The organism is Brevundimonas sp. (genome assembly GCF_035627055.1).
In the GTDB taxonomy this organism is placed as follows: Bacteria; Pseudomonadota; Alphaproteobacteria; order Caulobacterales; family Caulobacteraceae; genus Brevundimonas.
On record NZ_DASPMM010000005.1, the window covers coordinates 43,486 to 58,987 of the forward strand.

Genomic DNA, 15,502 nt, shown 5'->3' on the forward strand with positions numbered 1-15,502 from the left:
AGGCTGCGTACTCCGGACCGGAGTCCTGAGCGCCTGGGCGCCTAGCCACGGCCGGGCAGGTACTGGGTCGTGAAGGCCTGGCGCCAGTCGAGGCCGGTCGGGTAGACGCCGGCCTGCGAGGTCACCTCGAAGAAATCGCGCCAGCGATCCGGGGTCATCGCCCCGAGGCCGTAGAGGGCCGCGTCCCCGCCGTCGACGATGCCGTTGGCCTTCAGCTTGGCCCGGGCCTGATCGAGGATGTCCTGGGTCATGTCCGGATTGTCGCGGCGGATCAGGGCGTCGGCGGCCTTGCCGTCGCCCTGGATGTAGTCGCGCCAGCCTTCGGCCGAGGCGGCGATGAAGCTGCGCAGGGCGCGGGCGTTGTCGCGGGCGAAGGCGTTCGGGGCCAGCACCATGGTGGCGTAGGAGGGGTAGCCCTCGTCGGCGAGCAGGAAGACCTTGGGCGTGAAGCCGGCCTCCTTCTCGATCGTGTAGGGTTCGCTGGTCAGATAGCCTTGCTGCACCGCGCGCTCGTCGGCGAGGAACGGGGCCAGGTTGAAGGTGTATTTGCGGACCTGATCGTCGGTGAAGCCGTATTTCGACTTCAGCCAGACCCAGAAGGCGTTGATTGATGCGTCGGCCAGCAGGATGGGGCGGCCGCGCAGGTCGGCGATGGAGTTCAGCGACGGATCGGGATGGGCGATCAGGACCTGCGGGTCCTTCTGGAAGAAGGCGGCGACGGCCTTCACCGGCGCGCCCTCGGCGACCAGGTTCATCGGGATGAAGCTGTTCGAGCCCATGCCGAGTTCGACCGCGCCGGAAGCGAGCAGCTGGGGCACGTTGACGGCCGGACCGCCCTGGATGATCTGCACGTTCAGGCCGCGCTTCTCGTAGGCCCCCGAGGCCAGGGCCTGGTAGAAGCCGCCGTGCTCCGCCTGGGCGCGCCAGTCGGTTGCGAAGCGCAGACGAACGCGACCGTCGTCATCGACGGGGGCTTCGGAGCGCTCGCAGCCGGCCAGGGCTGTCGCCGCCGCCAAGGCTCCGGCGCCCGCGATCAGGGCGCGACGCTCGGGCGAAGATGGGCGATTCCCGCGACGGTTCATGGCCTTGGTTTACGGCCGGGCCGGGGGGAAGGGAAGGGGAGCCCGGGGGGCGGCGCTCCGGCCATCCCGACGCGCATCGCGGAAAGGGCTCGCCGGAATTGAGCGAGGGGACGAAGATCACCGCAAGCGGCTTTCCTCGTCCCCTCGCCAAGTCCGGGTTGGACTTGGCCATTGAGGTTCAGAACCCTGGCCTCAGCATCAGCGAGGCGAACCCCGGTGATGGTCGGCTGTATCCTGTCGCGCTCCTGGTCTCCGGCGTTCCACGAGGTCGAGCCCCGCGCCGTCCATCGATCCCGATCCGGTTCCCGCCGGTCGCTTCTGGGGCCGAAGCCTTCGAAGGGTCCGTTGGGCCTTGATCCTGCCCCCCGCTCGTTAAGGTCCGAAAACCCCCCGGTCGCATCAGGTCAGAGAGCCGGGCCGGTCCGCTTTGATCCCCGGGTCTCCCCGGATTTCCGCGCCGCCGTGTCCCTCGGCCTGTTGACGTTCGCGCCGAATCCGTTAGACGGCAAGCGCCCGAATCCGGCCGGCTGTGCGGAACCGCCCCGGCCCCGGTGGACAACCCTGTGCATATCTGTGGGCGGCTGGAATTCGCGATGGCGGATCAGCGGCTTGCGTTGTCCACAGAAAGAGGGTCGTCAGCGCGCCAAAGCTTCGCGTTTCGCCTCAAGCTCCAGCCATTCCTCCTCGGCGGCGGCCAGCAGGGTGCGGGCGCGCTCGGCGTTGGCGGTGGCGCGATCGAAGGCCTTGCGGTCGCGGCTGTACAGGCCGGGGTCGGCGAGGGTCGCCTCGTGACGGGCGATGTCGGCCGGGAGGGTGGCGAGCAGGCCCTCCAGTTCCTTCAGGCGGTGGGTGTCCTTGAAGGACATCTTGGCCGGCTTCTTCGGCGCGGCGGCCGTGACCGAGGCGGGGGCGGGTTGCGCCTCCGCGCGGCGGGCCGCCTCCTTGTCCTGCGGTCGGGGGTTGGCGCCGGGCTGGAGGAAGCCGGGGTTCTGCCGGATGAAGTCGGTCCAGCCGCCGGGGGTCTCGACGATGTCGCCGCGACCATTCATGGCGATGGTCGAGGTGGCGAGACGGTCGACGAAGTCGCGGTCGTGGCTGACCAGGATCAGGGTGCCGTCGTAGGACTCGAGCAACTCCTCGAGCTTGTCGAGGGTGTCCATGTCGAGGTCGTTGGTCGGCTCGTCGAGGACCAGCATGTTGGCGGGCTTGGCTAGGGCGCGGGCGAGGAGCAGGCGATTGCGCTCGCCGCCGGAGAGGGTCGAGATCGGCTGGCGCAGCTGGCCTTCCTGAAACAGGAAGTCCTTGGCGTAGGCGGCGACGTGCTTCGACACGCCACGCACGAGGATGGAGTCGCCGCCCCCGGGGGTAAGGGCGTCCCACAGCGTCATGTCGCTGCGCAGGCCCTCGCGGGACTGGTCGAGATAAACCGGGTCGAGATTGGCGCCGAGGCGGACCGTGCCGGTGTCCGGCTGGAGCTCGCCGAGCAGGATCTTCACCAGGGTGGTCTTGCCGGCGCCGTTGGGGCCGACGATGGCCAGGCGGTCGCCGCGGATGACGCGGGTGGTGAAGGGTTTGATCACCGTGCGGTCGCCGAACGACTTGGTCACGCCCTTCAGATCGGCCACCAGCTTGCCGGAGGCCGCGCCGGAGTCGACGCCGAGGTTGAGTTCGCGGGGCAGGTCGCGGACGCGCTCGGCGCGGTCGGCCCGCATGGCCTGCAAGGCGCGGGCGCGGCCTTCGTTGCGGGTGCGCTGTGCGGTTATGGAGCGGTAGAAGGTGTAGGTCTCGCTCTCGATCCGCTTGGTGAGGCGGCGAAGGGACTCGGCCTCCTCCTCCATCACCTTGGCGGCCCATTCGTCGAAGGCGGCGAAGCCCTTGTTGAGCGTGCGCACGCGGCGGCCTTCCAGCCAGTGGCAGGACTGGGTGACGCGGTTCAGGAAGGCGCGGTCGTGGCTGACCACCAGCACGGCGAAACGGGCGCTGAGCAGTTCGTTCTCGAGCAGTTCGATGGCCAGAATGTCGAGGTGGTTGGTGGGTTCGTCGAGCAGAAGGAGATCCGGCTCCTCGGCGAAGGCCTTGGCCAGGGCGGCGCGGCGGATTTCCCCGCCTGACAGGTTTACGGCCGGTTTGGCGGGGTCGAGGCCGAAGGTGGTCAGCCACGCTTCCGCGGTCCAGGGCTGCGCGTCGCCGGAGACCGCGTAGTCGAGCAGGGTGTCGCCGGTGATGACCGGCTCCTGCGGGACGTATGCGAAGCGGGTGCCGGCCTGCACGGACCGTTCGCCCTCGTCCGGCTCGACCAGGCCCATGACCAGCTTCATCAGGGTCGACTTGCCGGCCCCGTTGCGGCCGACGAGGGCGGCCCGGGTGCGCGGCTCGATGGCGATATCGACTCCGTCGAACAGCGGCCGCGGGCCGTCCTGGAGGCGGACGTCCTTGAGGGCGACGAGCGGGGGTCTTGCCGAGGCTTTGGCGGCCATGGGTGCTTTCGGACGGAAGGCGGAGTATGGGGAGCGCGTGGATGTAGAGCGTACCGACCCGGCGACCAAGCCCTTCTGGCAGACCAAGCGTCTGGAGCAGATGACGCGCGAGGAGTGGGAGAGCCTGTGCGACGGCTGCGGCCTGTGCTGCCTGGTGCGGTTCGAGGACGAGGATACGGGCGAGGTGGTGCCCACCCGGGTGCACTGCAAGCTGTTCGATCCGGTGCGCTGCACCTGTTCCGACTACGCCAACCGGCGCGAGCATGTGCCCGACTGCATCAAGCTGACGCCGTGGAATATCGAGGCGCTGGAGTGGATGCCGAAGTCCTGCGCCTATCGCCGCATCCATGAGGGTCGGTCTCTGGCGGCCTGGCACCCGCTGGTTTCCGGCGATCCGGAGAGCGTGCACGAGGCGGGAGTCTCAGTACGCGGCCAGACGGTGTCGGAGACGGCGCTGAGCGACCCGGAGGATGCGCTGGACTTCGAGGCGCCCGAATGGGCGGCCGAACGGGGCGGAGAGCCGCGCTAGCCAAGGCGACGCTGTGCTTACAATCCGGGAATCTATAGTCGGGTTCGCGGAATAAAGGCGCGTGAGATCAGTCGGATGACGAATTCTCAAGGCGGCGTTCCCGCCCAGGAACGCTGGGGGCGCATAATATTGTCAGGTCGGAGAGGTGGGTGAGCCCTCTCCTTGACTCGCGACATCAGGACCGACCGCCCGGTCGGCGCCATCCCGGAGATCATCATGCTGAATTGGCGGCGGCCCTTCGGGGAGCGGCGGAGCGTTGTCGCGCCCGAGACCAAGGACAGCCGAGTCGGTCCGCTGATCGCCCTGACCAGCGGCGGTCGACCGCGCTGGACGCCGAGAGACTACGCCAGCCTGGCCACCGAGGGGTTCGCCCGCAACGCGGTGGCCTATCGCTGCGTCCGGATGGTCGCCGAGTCGGCGGCGTCGACGCCGCTGGCGGTGTTCGTCGACGGGGTGAGGCGCGACGATCATCCGCTGGCGAGACTGCTGGCGCAGCCGAATCCCGAACAGTCAGGGACGGAGTGGCTGGAGGCCCTCTATGGCGGCCTGCAGACCGCCGGCAACGCCTACGCCGAGGCAGTCGGCGACGAGATCCCCCAGGAGCTGTGGGCGCTCCGCCCCGACCGCGTGAAGGTGGTCCCGGGCCGCGCCGGCTGGCCCGAAGCCTACGAGTACTCAGTGGACGGTCGGTCGCTGAGGATTGGCCGGCAAGCGGATGGCTGGATGCCGGTGATGCAGCTGAAGCTGTTCCATCCGACCGACGATCACTACGGCTTTTCACCGCTGGAGGCGGCTGCGGCGGCGATCGACGTGCACAACGCGTCGAGCGCCTGGAACAAGGCCTTGCTGGACAATGCGGCGCGGCCGAGCGGCGCGCTGGTCTATGGCGCCGCGGACGGCGAACGGCTGACTGTCGAACAGTTCGAAGCGCTGCGTTCGCAGATCGAGGAGAGCCACGCCGGAACGATGAACGCCGGGCGGCCGATGATCCTGGAAGGCGGCCTGGACTGGAAGCCGATGAGCTGGACGCCGGCGGACATGGACTTCATCGCCGGCAAGCACGCCGCGGCGCGGGAGATCGCTCTCGCCTTCGGGGTCGCCCCCCAGTTGCTGGGTATTCCCGGAGACGCGACCTACTCCAACTATCGCGAGGCCAATGCGGCCTTCTGGCGCGGCACGGTGGCGCCTCTGGCGCGGAAGACGGCGGCGGCGCTGACCGGATGGCTGGGCAGCCGCTTCGCGGGAGCGACCATCGTTGCGGACCTGGACGGGGTCCCGGCGCTGCAGCCGGAGCGTGACGCCCTGTGGGCGCGTCTGGAGGCGGCCAGTTTCCTGACCGACGAGGAGCGCCGGCGGATGGCGGGAGTCGGCGCGTGATGGAGATGAGAAGGGTTCCGGTGGCGGTGATTGCGGCGCTGGCGGTGCAGACCGCCGGAGCGCTGGTCTGGGCCGGCGGCGCGGCGGCGAGAATCGCCACCCTGGAGGATCGCGTCGGCGAGCACCGTCAGGTGGCCGAGCGGCTGGCGCGCCTCGAAGAGCAGAGCCAGGCGACGCGCGCCGCCGTCGAACGGATCGAAACGCGGCTGGAGCGCGGTGGATGACGGGAATGCTGATGACGGTCGGGGAGACCGCGCCCGATGCGCTCGCGTCCGGCCTCGGGGTCGAAGGCTATGCATCGCTCTGGGGCGTGGCCGATCTGAACGGCGATGTGGTCGCCCGGGGAGCCTTCGTCGCGAGCCTCGCCGCCAGTGAGGCTCGGGGCGTTCGTATGCTGCGCCAGCACGAGGGCCGCGCCCCGGTGGGCGTCTGGGACGACATCCGTGAAGATGATCGTGGACTGTGGGTGAGAGGCCGGATCATGGACTGGTCGGCCGAGGCGCGGTTCGCCCAGGCGCTGTCGCGCGCGGGCGCGCTGGACGGACTGTCGATCGGATTCCGCAGCCAGAGGGCGCGGCGCGACGGGCGGCTGAGGGTGCTGGTCGAGGTGGACCTCTGGGAGGTTTCGCTGGTGACGTTCCCGATGCTGCCGGGGGCGAGATTTCGACTGACCGCGGGTCGCCCCGCGTGCGGCCGGAGCGGGTCAGGCCCGCACGAGACGCTTTGAGGGGCTGAGCCCCCGATCCCAACCGCACACCGCGGTTCCTGAAAACCGGAGACACCATGAAAGAGACCAAGACGGCCTCGGGCACCCCCGAGGCGCGCGCCGCCATGCATGAGATGATGGCGGCCTTCGAAGCGTTCAAAGGGGCGAACGACGCCCGGCTGGACGAGATCGAGCGCAAGGCCTCGGCCGACACGCTGCTGGAGGAGAAGGTCGCGCGGATCGACCAGGCCGTGAGCAGCGCACAGGCTCGGCTCGACCGCGTGGTGAGCGAGGGACGGCGGCCGGGGATCGGTTCCGGGGCCGGCGACCCCTCCACCGCTGCGCGGCCACCGTCCTACGGTGAGGAGAAGAGCGCGTTCGACGGCTACCTGAAGACCGGCCAGTCCTTCGGCCTGGAACTGAAGGCCGGGCTGTCGACCGCCTCGAACTCGGCCGGCTATGTGGTGCCGGAGCAGACCGAGCGGGCCATCGATCGACGGCTGATGGCGGGGTCGCCGATGCGCGAGATCGCCAGCGTGCGCACGGTGGGCGCGGGCGTGTTCCGCAAACCGGTTTCCACGGCGGGCCTGGCGGCCGGCTGGGTGGCCGAAACGGCGGCGCGACCGGAGACGGATCCTGCCACGCTGGCCCTGCTCGAGTTCCCGTCGGCCGATCTGTACGCCAGTCCGGCCGCCACGCAGAGCCTGCTGGATGACGCGCTGATCGACCTGGACGAATGGCTGGCGTCGGAGGTCGAGGACGCCTTCGCCGCGCAGGAGACGAGCGCCTTTGTGACGGGTGACGGCGTCAACAAGCCCAGGGGTTTCCTGAGCTATGACATCGTCGACGAGGCGGACCATGAGTGGGGCAAGATCGGCTATGTCGCCTCGGGCGCGGCGGGCGCCTTCGCCGCCTCCAGTCCGACCGACCGGCTGATCGACCTGGTCTATGCTCCCAAGGCCCGATACCGCCCCAACGGCCGCTTCGTGATGAACCGCAGGACCGTCTCGGCGGTGCGCAAGTTCAAGGACAGCGACGGCGCCTACATCTGGCAGCCGGCGCAACGGCCGGGGGAGACCGCCAGCCTGCTGGGCTACGCGGTCACCGAGATCGAGACCATGCCGGACGTGGGCGCGGACGCCGCGGCGATCGCCTTCGGGGATTTCCAGCGCGGCTATCTGATCGTCGATCGGGCCGGGGTGCGGGTGCTGCGGGATCCTTATTCCGCCAAGCCGTACGTCCTCTTCTACACGACCAAGCGGGTCGGCGGCGGCGTGCAGAATTTCGACGCCATCAAGGTGATGAAGTTCAGCGCGACCTAGTCGCGCGGGGGCAGGGGCAACAGGCAGCAGGCCACAGGGAAGGGGGCGGGGCGACCTGCCGCCGGCTCACTGGAGCCTGCTGCCGTTCTTTCAAGGGGTTTCCAATGACCGCACCGGTGAGCCTCACCGAGGCGAAGCTGTTCCTGCGCGTCGAGCATGATGCCGAGGATGAGCTGATCCAGACCCTGATCGATGCGGCCCAGGCGAGGGTCGAGGGCGACGTGGGGCTGGCGCTGATATCGGCCTCGCCGGCGCCTTTGCGGCTGGCGATCCTGATGCTGGCCCTGCGCGCGTATGAGCGGGGCGAGACGGAGATGCCGATCCAGCCGGTGGAGGCCTGGGTCGCGCCCTATCGCGTGGTGCGGCTGTGAGGGTCCTGGCGGGTCTGTTCGATGGCCTCGAGAGCCAGACTCCGTACGGGGGGCGGGCCGTGAGCTGGGAGCCCGTCGGTTCGGCCTGGCTCAAGCTCGGCCCGCTGCGGCGACGGGAGAAGAGCGAGCCCGGCGGCGCGCGGGTCGTCGAGACCCTGACCGCTGAAACACGGGCCGATCTCCGCCTGACGCCGGAGCGGGTGCTGAGGTTCGGCGGCGCCGACTGGCGGATCCGGTCATCGGAGACCGTCGGCGGGCAGGCCATCCTGAACCTGGAGCGGACGACATGAGCCACGAACTGGCCCTGCAGAAGGCGCTGATCGCGCATCTGGCAGGCGACGCAGGGGTGCGCGCTCTGCTGGGCGAACCGGCGAGGATATGGGACGCGCCGCCGGCCAAGCCGGGTTGTCCGTACCTGCTGATCGGGCGGTCGGAGAGCCGGCCAGTGCGGGCGGACGGGGGCGGCGTCGAACATGCGTTGACGCTGACGGTGGTGTCCCGGTTCCGCGGCACGGAGGAAGCCAAGGCCGTGCTGGCCGCGCTGCGGCTGAGCCTGACGGACGCCGCCCTGGACGCCGACGGGGTGCGCACGGTCAGCCTGAGGCTGACCTTCGCAGATGTCTATCCGGCCCGCGACGGGCTGAGAACTTTCGCGGTGCTGCGTGTGCGCGCCGTCACCGAGGAGGACTGAAGATGGCGGCGCAACGCGGCAAGGACATCCTGTTGAAGATCGAGAGCGCTCCGGGCGAGTTCACGACCGTGGCCGGCCTGAGGGCCCGGACGCTGTCGCTGAACGCGAGGACTGTCGACGCCACCGATGGGGACAGCGCCGGGCGCTGGCGGGAGTTGCTGGGCGGCGCGGGGGTCAAGTCCGCCGCCGTGGCCGGCCAGGGCATCTTCCGTGACGCGGCCTCGGACGCGCTGATCCGGGAGGCGTTCTTTGACCAGACCGCCCGAACATGGCGGCTGATCGTGCCGGATTTCGGGACGCTCGAGGGGCGGTTCCTGGTGGCGGCGCTGGAATATGCGGGCGAACACGAGGGTGAGGCGACCTTCGCGATCAGCCTGGCCAGCGCGGGCGAGCTGATCTTCGGCGCCGCGTGATGGAAGCCAATGGCGCGAGAGGCGAGATCGTCGCGGTGCTGGCGGGAACCGAGCGGCGCCTGTGCCTGACCCTCGGCGCCCTGGCCGCGATGGAGACGGCCCTCGGTTGCGATGGCCTGGACGCAATCGCCGAGCGGATGCGGTCGCTTTCGGCGCGGGACCTGACGATCGTCCTGGGGGCCCTGCTGAGGGGCGGGGGCGAACGCATCACGGCCGAGGACCTGGCTGTGATGGCGATCGATCCGCGCGAGGCCGCCGAAGCGGTGGCCCGCGCCTTCACGGCCGCCGCGTGAAGACGCCGTGGGGTTCGATGCTGAGGCTCGCGGCCCGGCTGGGCCTTCCGCCCTCCGCCTTCTGGCGCTTGTCGCTCAGGGAATGGCGGATGCTGACCGAGACGCCGCCGGCGCCGGAGCCGCTGCGGCGATGCGAGTTCGAACGAATGGCGGAGGCATGGCCGGATGAGCGACGAGCCTGACACGACGGGCGTGGACTCCCTGCCGCGGCGGGCGGCCGAGGCGGCCGCAGCGCTGGAGGCTCTCAAGGAGCCGGCGGAGAGGGCCGCGGCGTCGATCGAGACCGCATTCGACCGGGCCGGCGCGAGTCTGACGCGGTCGCTGGCGCGGGCCGCCGCCGACGGACAGATCTCGCTGGCGGAGCTGGCGCGGGCCGTGCTCGCCGCCGTCAGCGCTGCGGCGGGCAGCCGGGCCGGCGGTCTGTCGAGCGTCATCGCCCAGGCCGCGGGATCGATCTTCTCGGGCGCCCGAGCAGATGGAGGCTCCGTCTCGGCCGGCGGCGCCTATCTGGTCGGCGAGCGCGGGCCGGAGGTGTTTCGTCCGGCCTCGCCGGGTGTGATCGAGCCGATGGCCGGGGCGGGCGTCACCGTCAATGTCCACGTCGATGGAGGGGCGGAGGCCCTGCTGAGGTCAGAGGCGCAGATCGCCCAGGCGCTGGCCCGGGCGGTGTCTCTGGGCGCGCGGCGGCTCTAGTCCGCCCGCTGGTCCCGCGGAACGATCGAGGAGAATTCTCATGGCCTTTCACGAGGTGCGGCTGCCCGCGCGACTGGCGTTCGGCTCGACCGGCGGCGTGGAGCGGCGCACAGAAATCGTGACCCTCGGCTCGGGGTTCGAGCGGCGTTCCACGCCCTGGGCGCACGGCCGAAGGCGGTACCTGATCGGGGCGAACCTGAGGTCCCTCGACGACATGGCGACGCTGACCGCCTTTTTCGAGGCGCGGCTCGGCCGGCTCTACGGCTTTCGCTTCCGGGACTTCGCCGACTTCAAGTCCTGCCTGCCGGGCGGGACGATCACCCCCGCCGACCAGAGCCTCGGCCTGGGGGACGGAGCCCGGACGACCTTCGAACTGAGCAAGCGGTACGGCGAGGGCGAAGAGGCGGTGACGCGCCGGATCCACAAACCGGTGGAGGGAACCGTGCGGATCGCGGTGGATGCGGTCGAGCTGGAGCCGGAGGCGTTCGACGTCAACACGGCGACCGGAGTCGTCACCCTCGAGGCGGCGCCGACCGCCGACGCCCCGGTCACGGCGGGCTATGAGTTCGACGTCCCCGTCCGGTTCGATACGGACAGGATCGAGGTGACGCTGGAAAGCTTCGCCGCGGGGAGGATGGCCGCCGCGCCTCTGATCGAGGTGAGGGTCTGAGAATGCGCCAGATACCCGCCGAGCTGGCGGACCGCATCGAGAGCGGAGCCGCGACCCTGTGTCATGCCTGGCTGCTGAAGCGCTCCGACGGCGTGGCGGCCGGCTTCACCGATCATGACCGCGATCTCGAGGTCGAGGGCGTGCCCTGCCGGGCCGCCAGCGGCTGGACCGTCGGGGCTGCCGAAAGCGCCGTCGGACTCGCGTCCGGGTCCGCCGCCGTGGCGGGCGTTCTCGACGACAGCGCAATCTCCGAGGCGGATATTGCTGCGGGCCTGTACGACCGCTCACAGGTCGCCCTGTGGAGGATCGACTGGCGACGCCCCGACCTCAAGGTCCGCCTGTGGGTGGCGACCTTGGCGGGCATACGCCGGGACGGCGACGGGTTCGTCGCTGAGCTGGAAGGGCCGATGGCGGCGCTGGAGCGCGTGGTCGGCCGGACCTATGGTCGCGATTGCGATGCGCAGCTGGGTGATGCGCGATGCAAGGTCGATCTCGGAAGCTTCCCAGGCCATGTATGCGACAAGCGCTGGACGACCTGTGTCGGCGCCTTCGCCAACGGAGCCAACTTCCAGGGATTTCCTGATGTTCCCGGCGACGATTTCCTGACCGCTACGCCTGTGCAGGGCGGGCGCAACGACGGGCGGAGCCGGCGATGAGGGCGCGAGCCGTGGCCGCCGCCCGCACCTGGCTGGGGACGCCGTATCGGCATCAGGCCAGCGTTCGGGGCCAGGGCGCCGATTGCCTGGGACTGTTGCGCGGCGTCTGGCGCGACCTGTGCGGAGCCGAGCCCGAACGGTCGCCGCCCTATCGGCCGGACTGGGCCGAGGTCGGTGGGGAGGAAACCCTGCTGCGGGCGGCGCGCCGCTGGTTGAGGGAAATTCCCGTAGAGGCCGCCTGCGCCGGCGATGTGCTGCTGTTCCGCATGGCGCCCGGCTGTCCGGCCAAGCACTGCGCGATCATGAGCGAGGGCGCCCTGTCCGCAGGAGCGGAGCCGCGCATGATCCACGCCTACTGGGGCCGGTCAGTGGTGGAGAGCTGGGTGGGTGCGTGGTGGCGGCGTCGGCTGGTTGCGGCCTTCGCCTGGCCCGTGCGCGGTACTGACCGGGAGATCGGCTGATGGCGCAGGTTGTTCTGGGTGCAATCGGGGGAGCGATCGGGGGCGGCGTCGGGCGGGTTATCGGGGCGACCCTCGGCGGCATGATCGATCAGTCTCTGGTCGCCGGGCTGGAACCGGCGCGCCAGAAGGGGCCGAAGCTGAATGCGCTGGCCGTGCAGGGCGCAGCCGAAGGCGCGCCACTGGCCTGCGTTTTCGGACGCGCCCGCGTCACCGGGCAGGTGATCTGGGCGACGCGGTTCCTGGAAAGCCGCAATACGTCGTCGGGTGGCAAGGGCGGGCCGCGCAGCGTGGAATACGCCTACTCCCTGAGCTTCGCCGTCGCCCTGGGCGAAGGTCCCATCGACGGGATCGGCCGGGTTTGGGCGGACGGGCAGCCGATGGACCTGACCGGGGTGACGATGCGGCTCCATCGCGGGTCGGAGGACCAGACCCCGGATCCGCTGATCGAGGCGGTCGAGACGGAGGCTCCCGCGTATCGCGGCACGGCCTATGTGGTCTTCGAGGATCTGCCGCTCGGGCCCTACGGCAATCGGCCGCCGCAACTGGCCTTCGAAGTGTTTCGCCGCGCGAGCGGGACCGAACCGCGGCTGGAGGATCGTCTGGAGGGTGTTTGCCTGATCCCGGGCGCCGGAGAATTCGTGCTGGCGACCGATGTGGTCATGCGCCGCGAAGGGCTGACGCGGACAACGGCGGAGAACCTTCATGCCGGCGATGGACGCAGTGACTTTGCGGTGTCTCTGGATCAGCTCCAGACGCAACTCCCCAACCTGAAACGCGTCAGCCTGGTGGTCGGGTGGTTCGGTGACGACCTCCGGGCCGGTCATTGCACCCTTCATCCGGGCGTCGAGCGGTCGGACAAGCCGACCGAGCCGATGACCTGGTCGGTGGCGGGTCTGACCCGGGCCGAAGCGCATCAGATCTCGCAAGACGCCGGCGGCCCTGCCTATGGCGGCACGCCGTCCGACGAGAGCGTCAGGCAAGCCGTCGCCGAACTGAAGGCGCGCGGCCTGGAGGTGACGCTGTACCCCTTCCTGTTCATGGACATCCCGCCGGGCAATGGCCTGTCCGATCCCTATGGGGGCGCGGAGCAGTCGCCCTATCCCTGGCGAGGACGAGTCCGGGGGAACGACGGAGCCGGGGCGGCCGCGGACATCGCCGCAGTGTTCGGGGAAGCGGACGGCTGGGGCTTGAGGCGCCTGGCCCGTCACTACGCCGGGCTGGCCGCGGAGACGGAGGCGGACGGGCTGTTGATCGGATCGGAGATGCGCGCCCTCACCTGGACGCGCGGCGCCGACGGCGGATTCCCGGCCGTGGCGGCGTTCCGCTCGCTGGCGGCGGAATGCCGGGCGATCGCCGGACCGGGCGTGAAACTCACCTACGCCGCGGACTGGTCGGAATATTCGGGATGGCGCGACGGCGAGGACGTGGCCTTCCACCTCGATCCTCTATGGGCTGATCCGAATATCGACTACGTCGGCGTCGACTGGTACCCGCCGCTCGGCGACTGGCGAGAAGGCGACGGGGGCCTCGACAGCGCAGCGTTCGCCGGACCCGACGATGTGGCGGGCCTGGCGGCGCAGATCGCCGGCGGCGAGGGTTTCGACTGGTTCTACGCCTCGCCTGCGGACCGCGCGGGGCAGGTGCGCACGCCGATCGAGGATATGGCGCACGGCGAGGACTGGGTCTTTCGCGCCAAGGATCTGAAGAGCTGGTGGTCGCACGCGCACCATGACCGGCCGGCCGGGGTGCGTGCGCCGGAGCCCACCGCCTGGATCCCGGGCATGAAGCCGATCCGGCTGACCGAGTTCGGTTGCGCCGCGGTCGACCGCGGGGCCAATGCCCCGAACCTGTTCCAGGACCCCAAGAGCGCCGAGAGCGGCCTGCCGCCCTTCTCCACCGGCGAGCGGGACGACCGGATGCAGCGACGCGCTCTGGAAGCGCTGCTGGGGCACTTCGCCGCCCCGGCGAACAACCCGGTGTCTCTCGTCTATGGAGCGCCGATGCTGGAGGCGGCGGACGCCTGGTGTTGGGATGCGCGGCCCTGGCCGGCGTTCCCCGCCCGGTCCGACGTCTGGGCCGATGCGACCGCCTGGCGAACCGGCCACTGGCTCAACGGCCGCCTCGGCGGCGACACGCGCGACCTGATCGCACAAATCCTGAGGCGCGGCGGTCTCTCCGAAGCCGATTTCGAGGTCGGCCAGGTCGGCGCGGAGGTGCAGGGCTATGTCATCGATCGGCCGATGCGGACGCGGGACGCGCTCGAGCCCCTGTTGTCGGGCCTGGGCATGGTCGCGGCGGAACGCGGCGGACGCATAGCGGTCTTCGGGGAAGAACCGGCCGGCCTGGCGCTTGCGTTTGAGGCCCTGGCCCTGCCGCCGGAGGGCCGAGGTCTGCGGGCCGACCGGGCGCTTGACGCCCGGCCCGGAGCAGCCCGTGTGCGGTTCATCGACGGCGCCTCCGACTATCAGACCGGCTCGGCCGTCGTCCGGACGGACGGGCAAGGCGGCGGGATCGATCTGGACCTGCCTGCCGTCTGTTCCCATGCTGTGGCCAGGGCCGCGGCGACGCGGGCGTTGGAGGCCGGACGGGAAGACCGGCTGACCGTCGCGCCGGGACCTCTGGAGACGCTTGCCCTCGAGCCCGGCGACACCGTGCTCGTCGACGGCGACAGTCGCGACTGGCGGGTGGTTCGGGTGGACGTCGACGAGACGCCCTCGGCTTTCCTCGAACCTGTCTCGACGGTTTCTGTCGGCGACGACGACGAGACGCCCATCACGGGTGAGCCGACGCCCCGGACGGGCGCGCCGTTCTTTCGGATGATCGATCTTCCGCCGCTGCTGGGCGCGGAGACCGACTGGCGACCGATCGCGGTCGTGGCGGGCGAACCCTGGCGGCCGATGAGAGTGGCGGCCGGTCCCGACGTGATGAGCCTGACCGTGCGGGGCGACGTCGTGGAGCCGGCCACGGTCGCCGTGCTGGTCTCGGCCCTGGCCCCAGGCGTGCGGCACCGCTGGGACGAGGCCAACGTCATCGAGCTCCGGATCGAGGGGCAGGCGCCGGAAAGCCTGTCCCGTCATGCGGTGCTGGCCGGCGGAAACGGCCTCGCCGTCGAGACGGAGCGCGGCTGGGAGATCATTCAGTTCCGGCAGGCCGAACTGGTCGGTGAGGATGTCTGGAGACTGACCGGCCTGTTGCGGGGCGAGCAGGGAAGCGAGGAGGCGACAGTCGCGGGCGCGAACAGCGGTGCGATCGTGGTCTTTCTTGCGTCCGGACCCCGGCGGATGGAGTCGTCCTCCGCTGAACGCGGCCTGTCATTGATGTGGCGGGCGGGGCCGGCGGGCGCCCCCGCCGGCGGTCCGGCCGTCAGCGAGACGATCTTCACACCGACCGGTCGGCACGACCGGCCCTGGAGCCCGGCGCACCTGAGACGTATGCTCCGCGACGACGGCGGCTTCGATCTGACCTGGCTCGCCCGATCGCGGATCGACAGCGACCGCTGGGACGGTGAACCGACCATGTCCGATCCGTCGCGGTATCGGGTGCGGGTGCTCGACAATGGAACCGAGATCCGCGTCTTCGAGGTCGAGGCCGAGATGGCGGACTACTCAGCCGGCCAGGTCGCGAGCGACTTCCCCGGGGGCGTCGCGGAGGCGGAGGTGGCGGTGGCCCAGTGGGGCGACGGCTATGGCTGGGGCGCCGAAGCCCGCATTGGGCTGATCTGAACATGATCCGGATCAGATTTCGGGGGCGCGGCTTTGCGC

Annotated in this window: 18 protein-coding genes; 16 read left to right on the forward strand and 2 right to left on the reverse strand. The window is 70.3% G+C overall.

Annotated features, from left to right (window positions below; genetic code table 11):
- Positions 1–41: 41 nt before the first annotated feature.
- Both VEA98_RS01790 and VEA98_RS01795 read right to left on the reverse strand, forming a co-directional pair.
- Positions 42–1,082 (reverse strand): ABC transporter substrate-binding protein, encoded by a 1,041-nt coding sequence (locus VEA98_RS01790; RefSeq protein WP_324810578.1) that lies wholly within the window; start codon positions 1,080–1,082, stop codon positions 42–44.
- 635 nt (positions 1,083–1,717) lie between these two features.
- Positions 1,718–3,559, reverse strand: a complete 1,842-nt coding sequence (locus VEA98_RS01795) for an ABC-F family ATP-binding cassette domain-containing protein (RefSeq protein WP_324810581.1) — start codon at positions 3,557–3,559, stop codon at positions 1,718–1,720.
- Between the two features lie 37 nt (positions 3,560–3,596).
- Here VEA98_RS01795 and VEA98_RS01800 point away from each other — a divergent pair, with 37 nt between their 5' ends.
- The 16 genes from VEA98_RS01800 (at position 3,597) to VEA98_RS01875 (ending at position 15,463) form a co-directional block, all read left to right on the forward strand.
- The gene (locus VEA98_RS01800; RefSeq protein ID WP_324810583.1) at positions 3,597–4,088 is read left to right on the forward strand and encodes a YcgN family cysteine cluster protein; all 492 of its coding nucleotides are present in this window, start codon (positions 3,597–3,599) and stop codon (positions 4,086–4,088) included.
- Positions 4,089–4,304: 216 nt separating this feature from the next.
- Positions 4,305–5,465 carry a phage portal protein gene (locus VEA98_RS01805; RefSeq protein WP_324810705.1) on the forward strand — a complete coding sequence of 387 codons (1,161 nt, stop codon included), beginning with the start codon at positions 4,305–4,307 and terminating at the stop codon, positions 5,463–5,465.
- Positions 5,465–5,689: a hypothetical protein gene (locus VEA98_RS01810; RefSeq protein WP_324810707.1), complete on the forward strand. Its 225-nt coding sequence runs from the start codon at positions 5,465–5,467 to the stop codon at positions 5,687–5,689. Before VEA98_RS01805 ends, VEA98_RS01810 begins: the two co-directional genes overlap by 1 nt.
- Positions 5,690–5,694: 5 nt before the next feature.
- Positions 5,695–6,192 (forward strand): HK97 family phage prohead protease, encoded by a 498-nt coding sequence (locus tag VEA98_RS01815; protein WP_324810709.1) that lies wholly within the window; start codon positions 5,695–5,697, stop codon positions 6,190–6,192.
- Positions 6,193–6,248: 56 nt separating this feature from the next.
- Positions 6,249–7,493, forward strand: coding sequence for a phage major capsid protein (locus tag VEA98_RS01820; protein ID WP_324810586.1), 1,245 nt, complete (start codon positions 6,249–6,251; stop codon positions 7,491–7,493).
- A gap of 104 nt (positions 7,494–7,597) precedes the next feature.
- Complete coding sequence (locus VEA98_RS01825; protein ID WP_324810589.1) at positions 7,598–7,864, forward strand: head-tail connector protein; 267 nt, start codon at positions 7,598–7,600, stop codon at positions 7,862–7,864.
- 59 nt (positions 7,865–7,923) lie between these two features.
- Positions 7,924–8,154, forward strand: a complete 231-nt coding sequence (locus VEA98_RS01830) for a phage head-tail adapter protein (protein ID WP_422653081.1) — start codon at positions 7,924–7,926, stop codon at positions 8,152–8,154.
- Complete coding sequence (locus VEA98_RS01835; protein ID WP_324810593.1) at positions 8,151–8,555, forward strand: DUF3168 domain-containing protein; 405 nt, start codon at positions 8,151–8,153, stop codon at positions 8,553–8,555. Before VEA98_RS01830 ends, VEA98_RS01835 begins: the two co-directional genes overlap by 4 nt.
- A 2-nt stretch (positions 8,556–8,557) precedes the next feature.
- Positions 8,558–8,968, forward strand: a complete 411-nt coding sequence (locus VEA98_RS01840) for a phage major tail protein, TP901-1 family (RefSeq protein ID WP_324810596.1) — start codon at positions 8,558–8,560, stop codon at positions 8,966–8,968.
- Positions 8,968–9,261, forward strand: a complete 294-nt coding sequence (locus VEA98_RS01845; protein WP_324810599.1) for a gene transfer agent family protein — start codon at positions 8,968–8,970, stop codon at positions 9,259–9,261. Before VEA98_RS01840 ends, VEA98_RS01845 begins: the two co-directional genes overlap by 1 nt.
- Before the next feature lie 17 nt (positions 9,262–9,278).
- Entirely contained in the window at positions 9,279–9,443 is a 165-nt protein-coding gene (locus VEA98_RS01850; RefSeq protein WP_324810600.1) for a phage tail assembly chaperone, read from the forward strand.
- Positions 9,427–9,954, forward strand: a complete 528-nt coding sequence (locus tag VEA98_RS01855) for a phage tail tape measure protein (RefSeq protein ID WP_324810603.1) — start codon at positions 9,427–9,429, stop codon at positions 9,952–9,954. The genes VEA98_RS01850 and VEA98_RS01855 overlap by 17 nt, the downstream gene beginning before the upstream one ends.
- Positions 9,955–9,994: 40 nt before the next feature.
- Entirely contained in the window at positions 9,995–10,624 is a 630-nt protein-coding gene (locus tag VEA98_RS01860; protein WP_324810605.1) for a DUF2460 domain-containing protein, read from the forward strand.
- Positions 10,625–10,626: 2 nt separating this feature from the next.
- Complete coding sequence (locus VEA98_RS01865; RefSeq protein WP_324810607.1) at positions 10,627–11,280, forward strand: DUF2163 domain-containing protein; 654 nt, start codon at positions 10,627–10,629, stop codon at positions 11,278–11,280.
- Entirely contained in the window at positions 11,277–11,741 is a 465-nt protein-coding gene (locus tag VEA98_RS01870; RefSeq protein WP_324810609.1) for an NlpC/P60 family protein, read from the forward strand. The genes VEA98_RS01865 and VEA98_RS01870 overlap by 4 nt, the downstream gene beginning before the upstream one ends.
- Positions 11,741–15,463 carry a baseplate multidomain protein megatron gene (locus VEA98_RS01875; protein WP_324810611.1) on the forward strand — a complete coding sequence of 1,241 codons (3,723 nt, stop codon included), beginning with the start codon at positions 11,741–11,743 and terminating at the stop codon, positions 15,461–15,463. The genes VEA98_RS01870 and VEA98_RS01875 overlap by 1 nt, the downstream gene beginning before the upstream one ends.
- Positions 15,464–15,502 lie beyond the last annotated feature (39 nt).

Bases quoted from the DNA above. Each gene is read 5' to 3' on its own strand.
- VEA98_RS01795 (WP_324810581.1), bottom strand. From the start codon at position 3,559: ATGGCCGCCAAAGCCTCGGCAAGACCCCCGCTCGTCGCCCTCAAGGAC.
- VEA98_RS01865 (WP_324810607.1), top strand. From the start codon at position 10,627: ATGCGCCAGATACCCGCCGAGCTGGCGGACCGCATCGAGAGCGGAGCC.
- VEA98_RS01820 (WP_324810586.1), top strand. From the start codon at position 6,249: ATGAAAGAGACCAAGACGGCCTCGGGCACCCCCGAGGCGCGCGCCGCC.
- VEA98_RS01810 (WP_324810707.1), top strand. From the start codon at position 5,465: ATGGAGATGAGAAGGGTTCCGGTGGCGGTGATTGCGGCGCTGGCGGTG.
- VEA98_RS01815 (WP_324810709.1), top strand. From the start codon at position 5,695: ATGCTGATGACGGTCGGGGAGACCGCGCCCGATGCGCTCGCGTCCGGC.
- VEA98_RS01805 (WP_324810705.1), top strand. From the start codon at position 4,305: ATGCTGAATTGGCGGCGGCCCTTCGGGGAGCGGCGGAGCGTTGTCGCG.
- VEA98_RS01860 (WP_324810605.1), top strand. From the start codon at position 9,995: ATGGCCTTTCACGAGGTGCGGCTGCCCGCGCGACTGGCGTTCGGCTCG.
- VEA98_RS01825 (WP_324810589.1), top strand. From the start codon at position 7,598: ATGACCGCACCGGTGAGCCTCACCGAGGCGAAGCTGTTCCTGCGCGTC.
- VEA98_RS01845 (WP_324810599.1), top strand. From the start codon at position 8,968: ATGGAAGCCAATGGCGCGAGAGGCGAGATCGTCGCGGTGCTGGCGGGA.
- VEA98_RS01855 (WP_324810603.1), top strand. From the start codon at position 9,427: ATGAGCGACGAGCCTGACACGACGGGCGTGGACTCCCTGCCGCGGCGG.
- VEA98_RS01790 (WP_324810578.1), bottom strand. From the start codon at position 1,082: ATGAACCGTCGCGGGAATCGCCCATCTTCGCCCGAGCGTCGCGCCCTG.
- VEA98_RS01875 (WP_324810611.1), top strand. From the start codon at position 11,741: ATGGCGCAGGTTGTTCTGGGTGCAATCGGGGGAGCGATCGGGGGCGGC.
- VEA98_RS01840 (WP_324810596.1), top strand. From the start codon at position 8,558: ATGGCGGCGCAACGCGGCAAGGACATCCTGTTGAAGATCGAGAGCGCT.
- VEA98_RS01850 (WP_324810600.1), top strand. From the start codon at position 9,279: ATGCTGAGGCTCGCGGCCCGGCTGGGCCTTCCGCCCTCCGCCTTCTGG.
- VEA98_RS01870 (WP_324810609.1), top strand. From the start codon at position 11,277: ATGAGGGCGCGAGCCGTGGCCGCCGCCCGCACCTGGCTGGGGACGCCG.
- VEA98_RS01835 (WP_324810593.1), top strand. From the start codon at position 8,151: ATGAGCCACGAACTGGCCCTGCAGAAGGCGCTGATCGCGCATCTGGCA.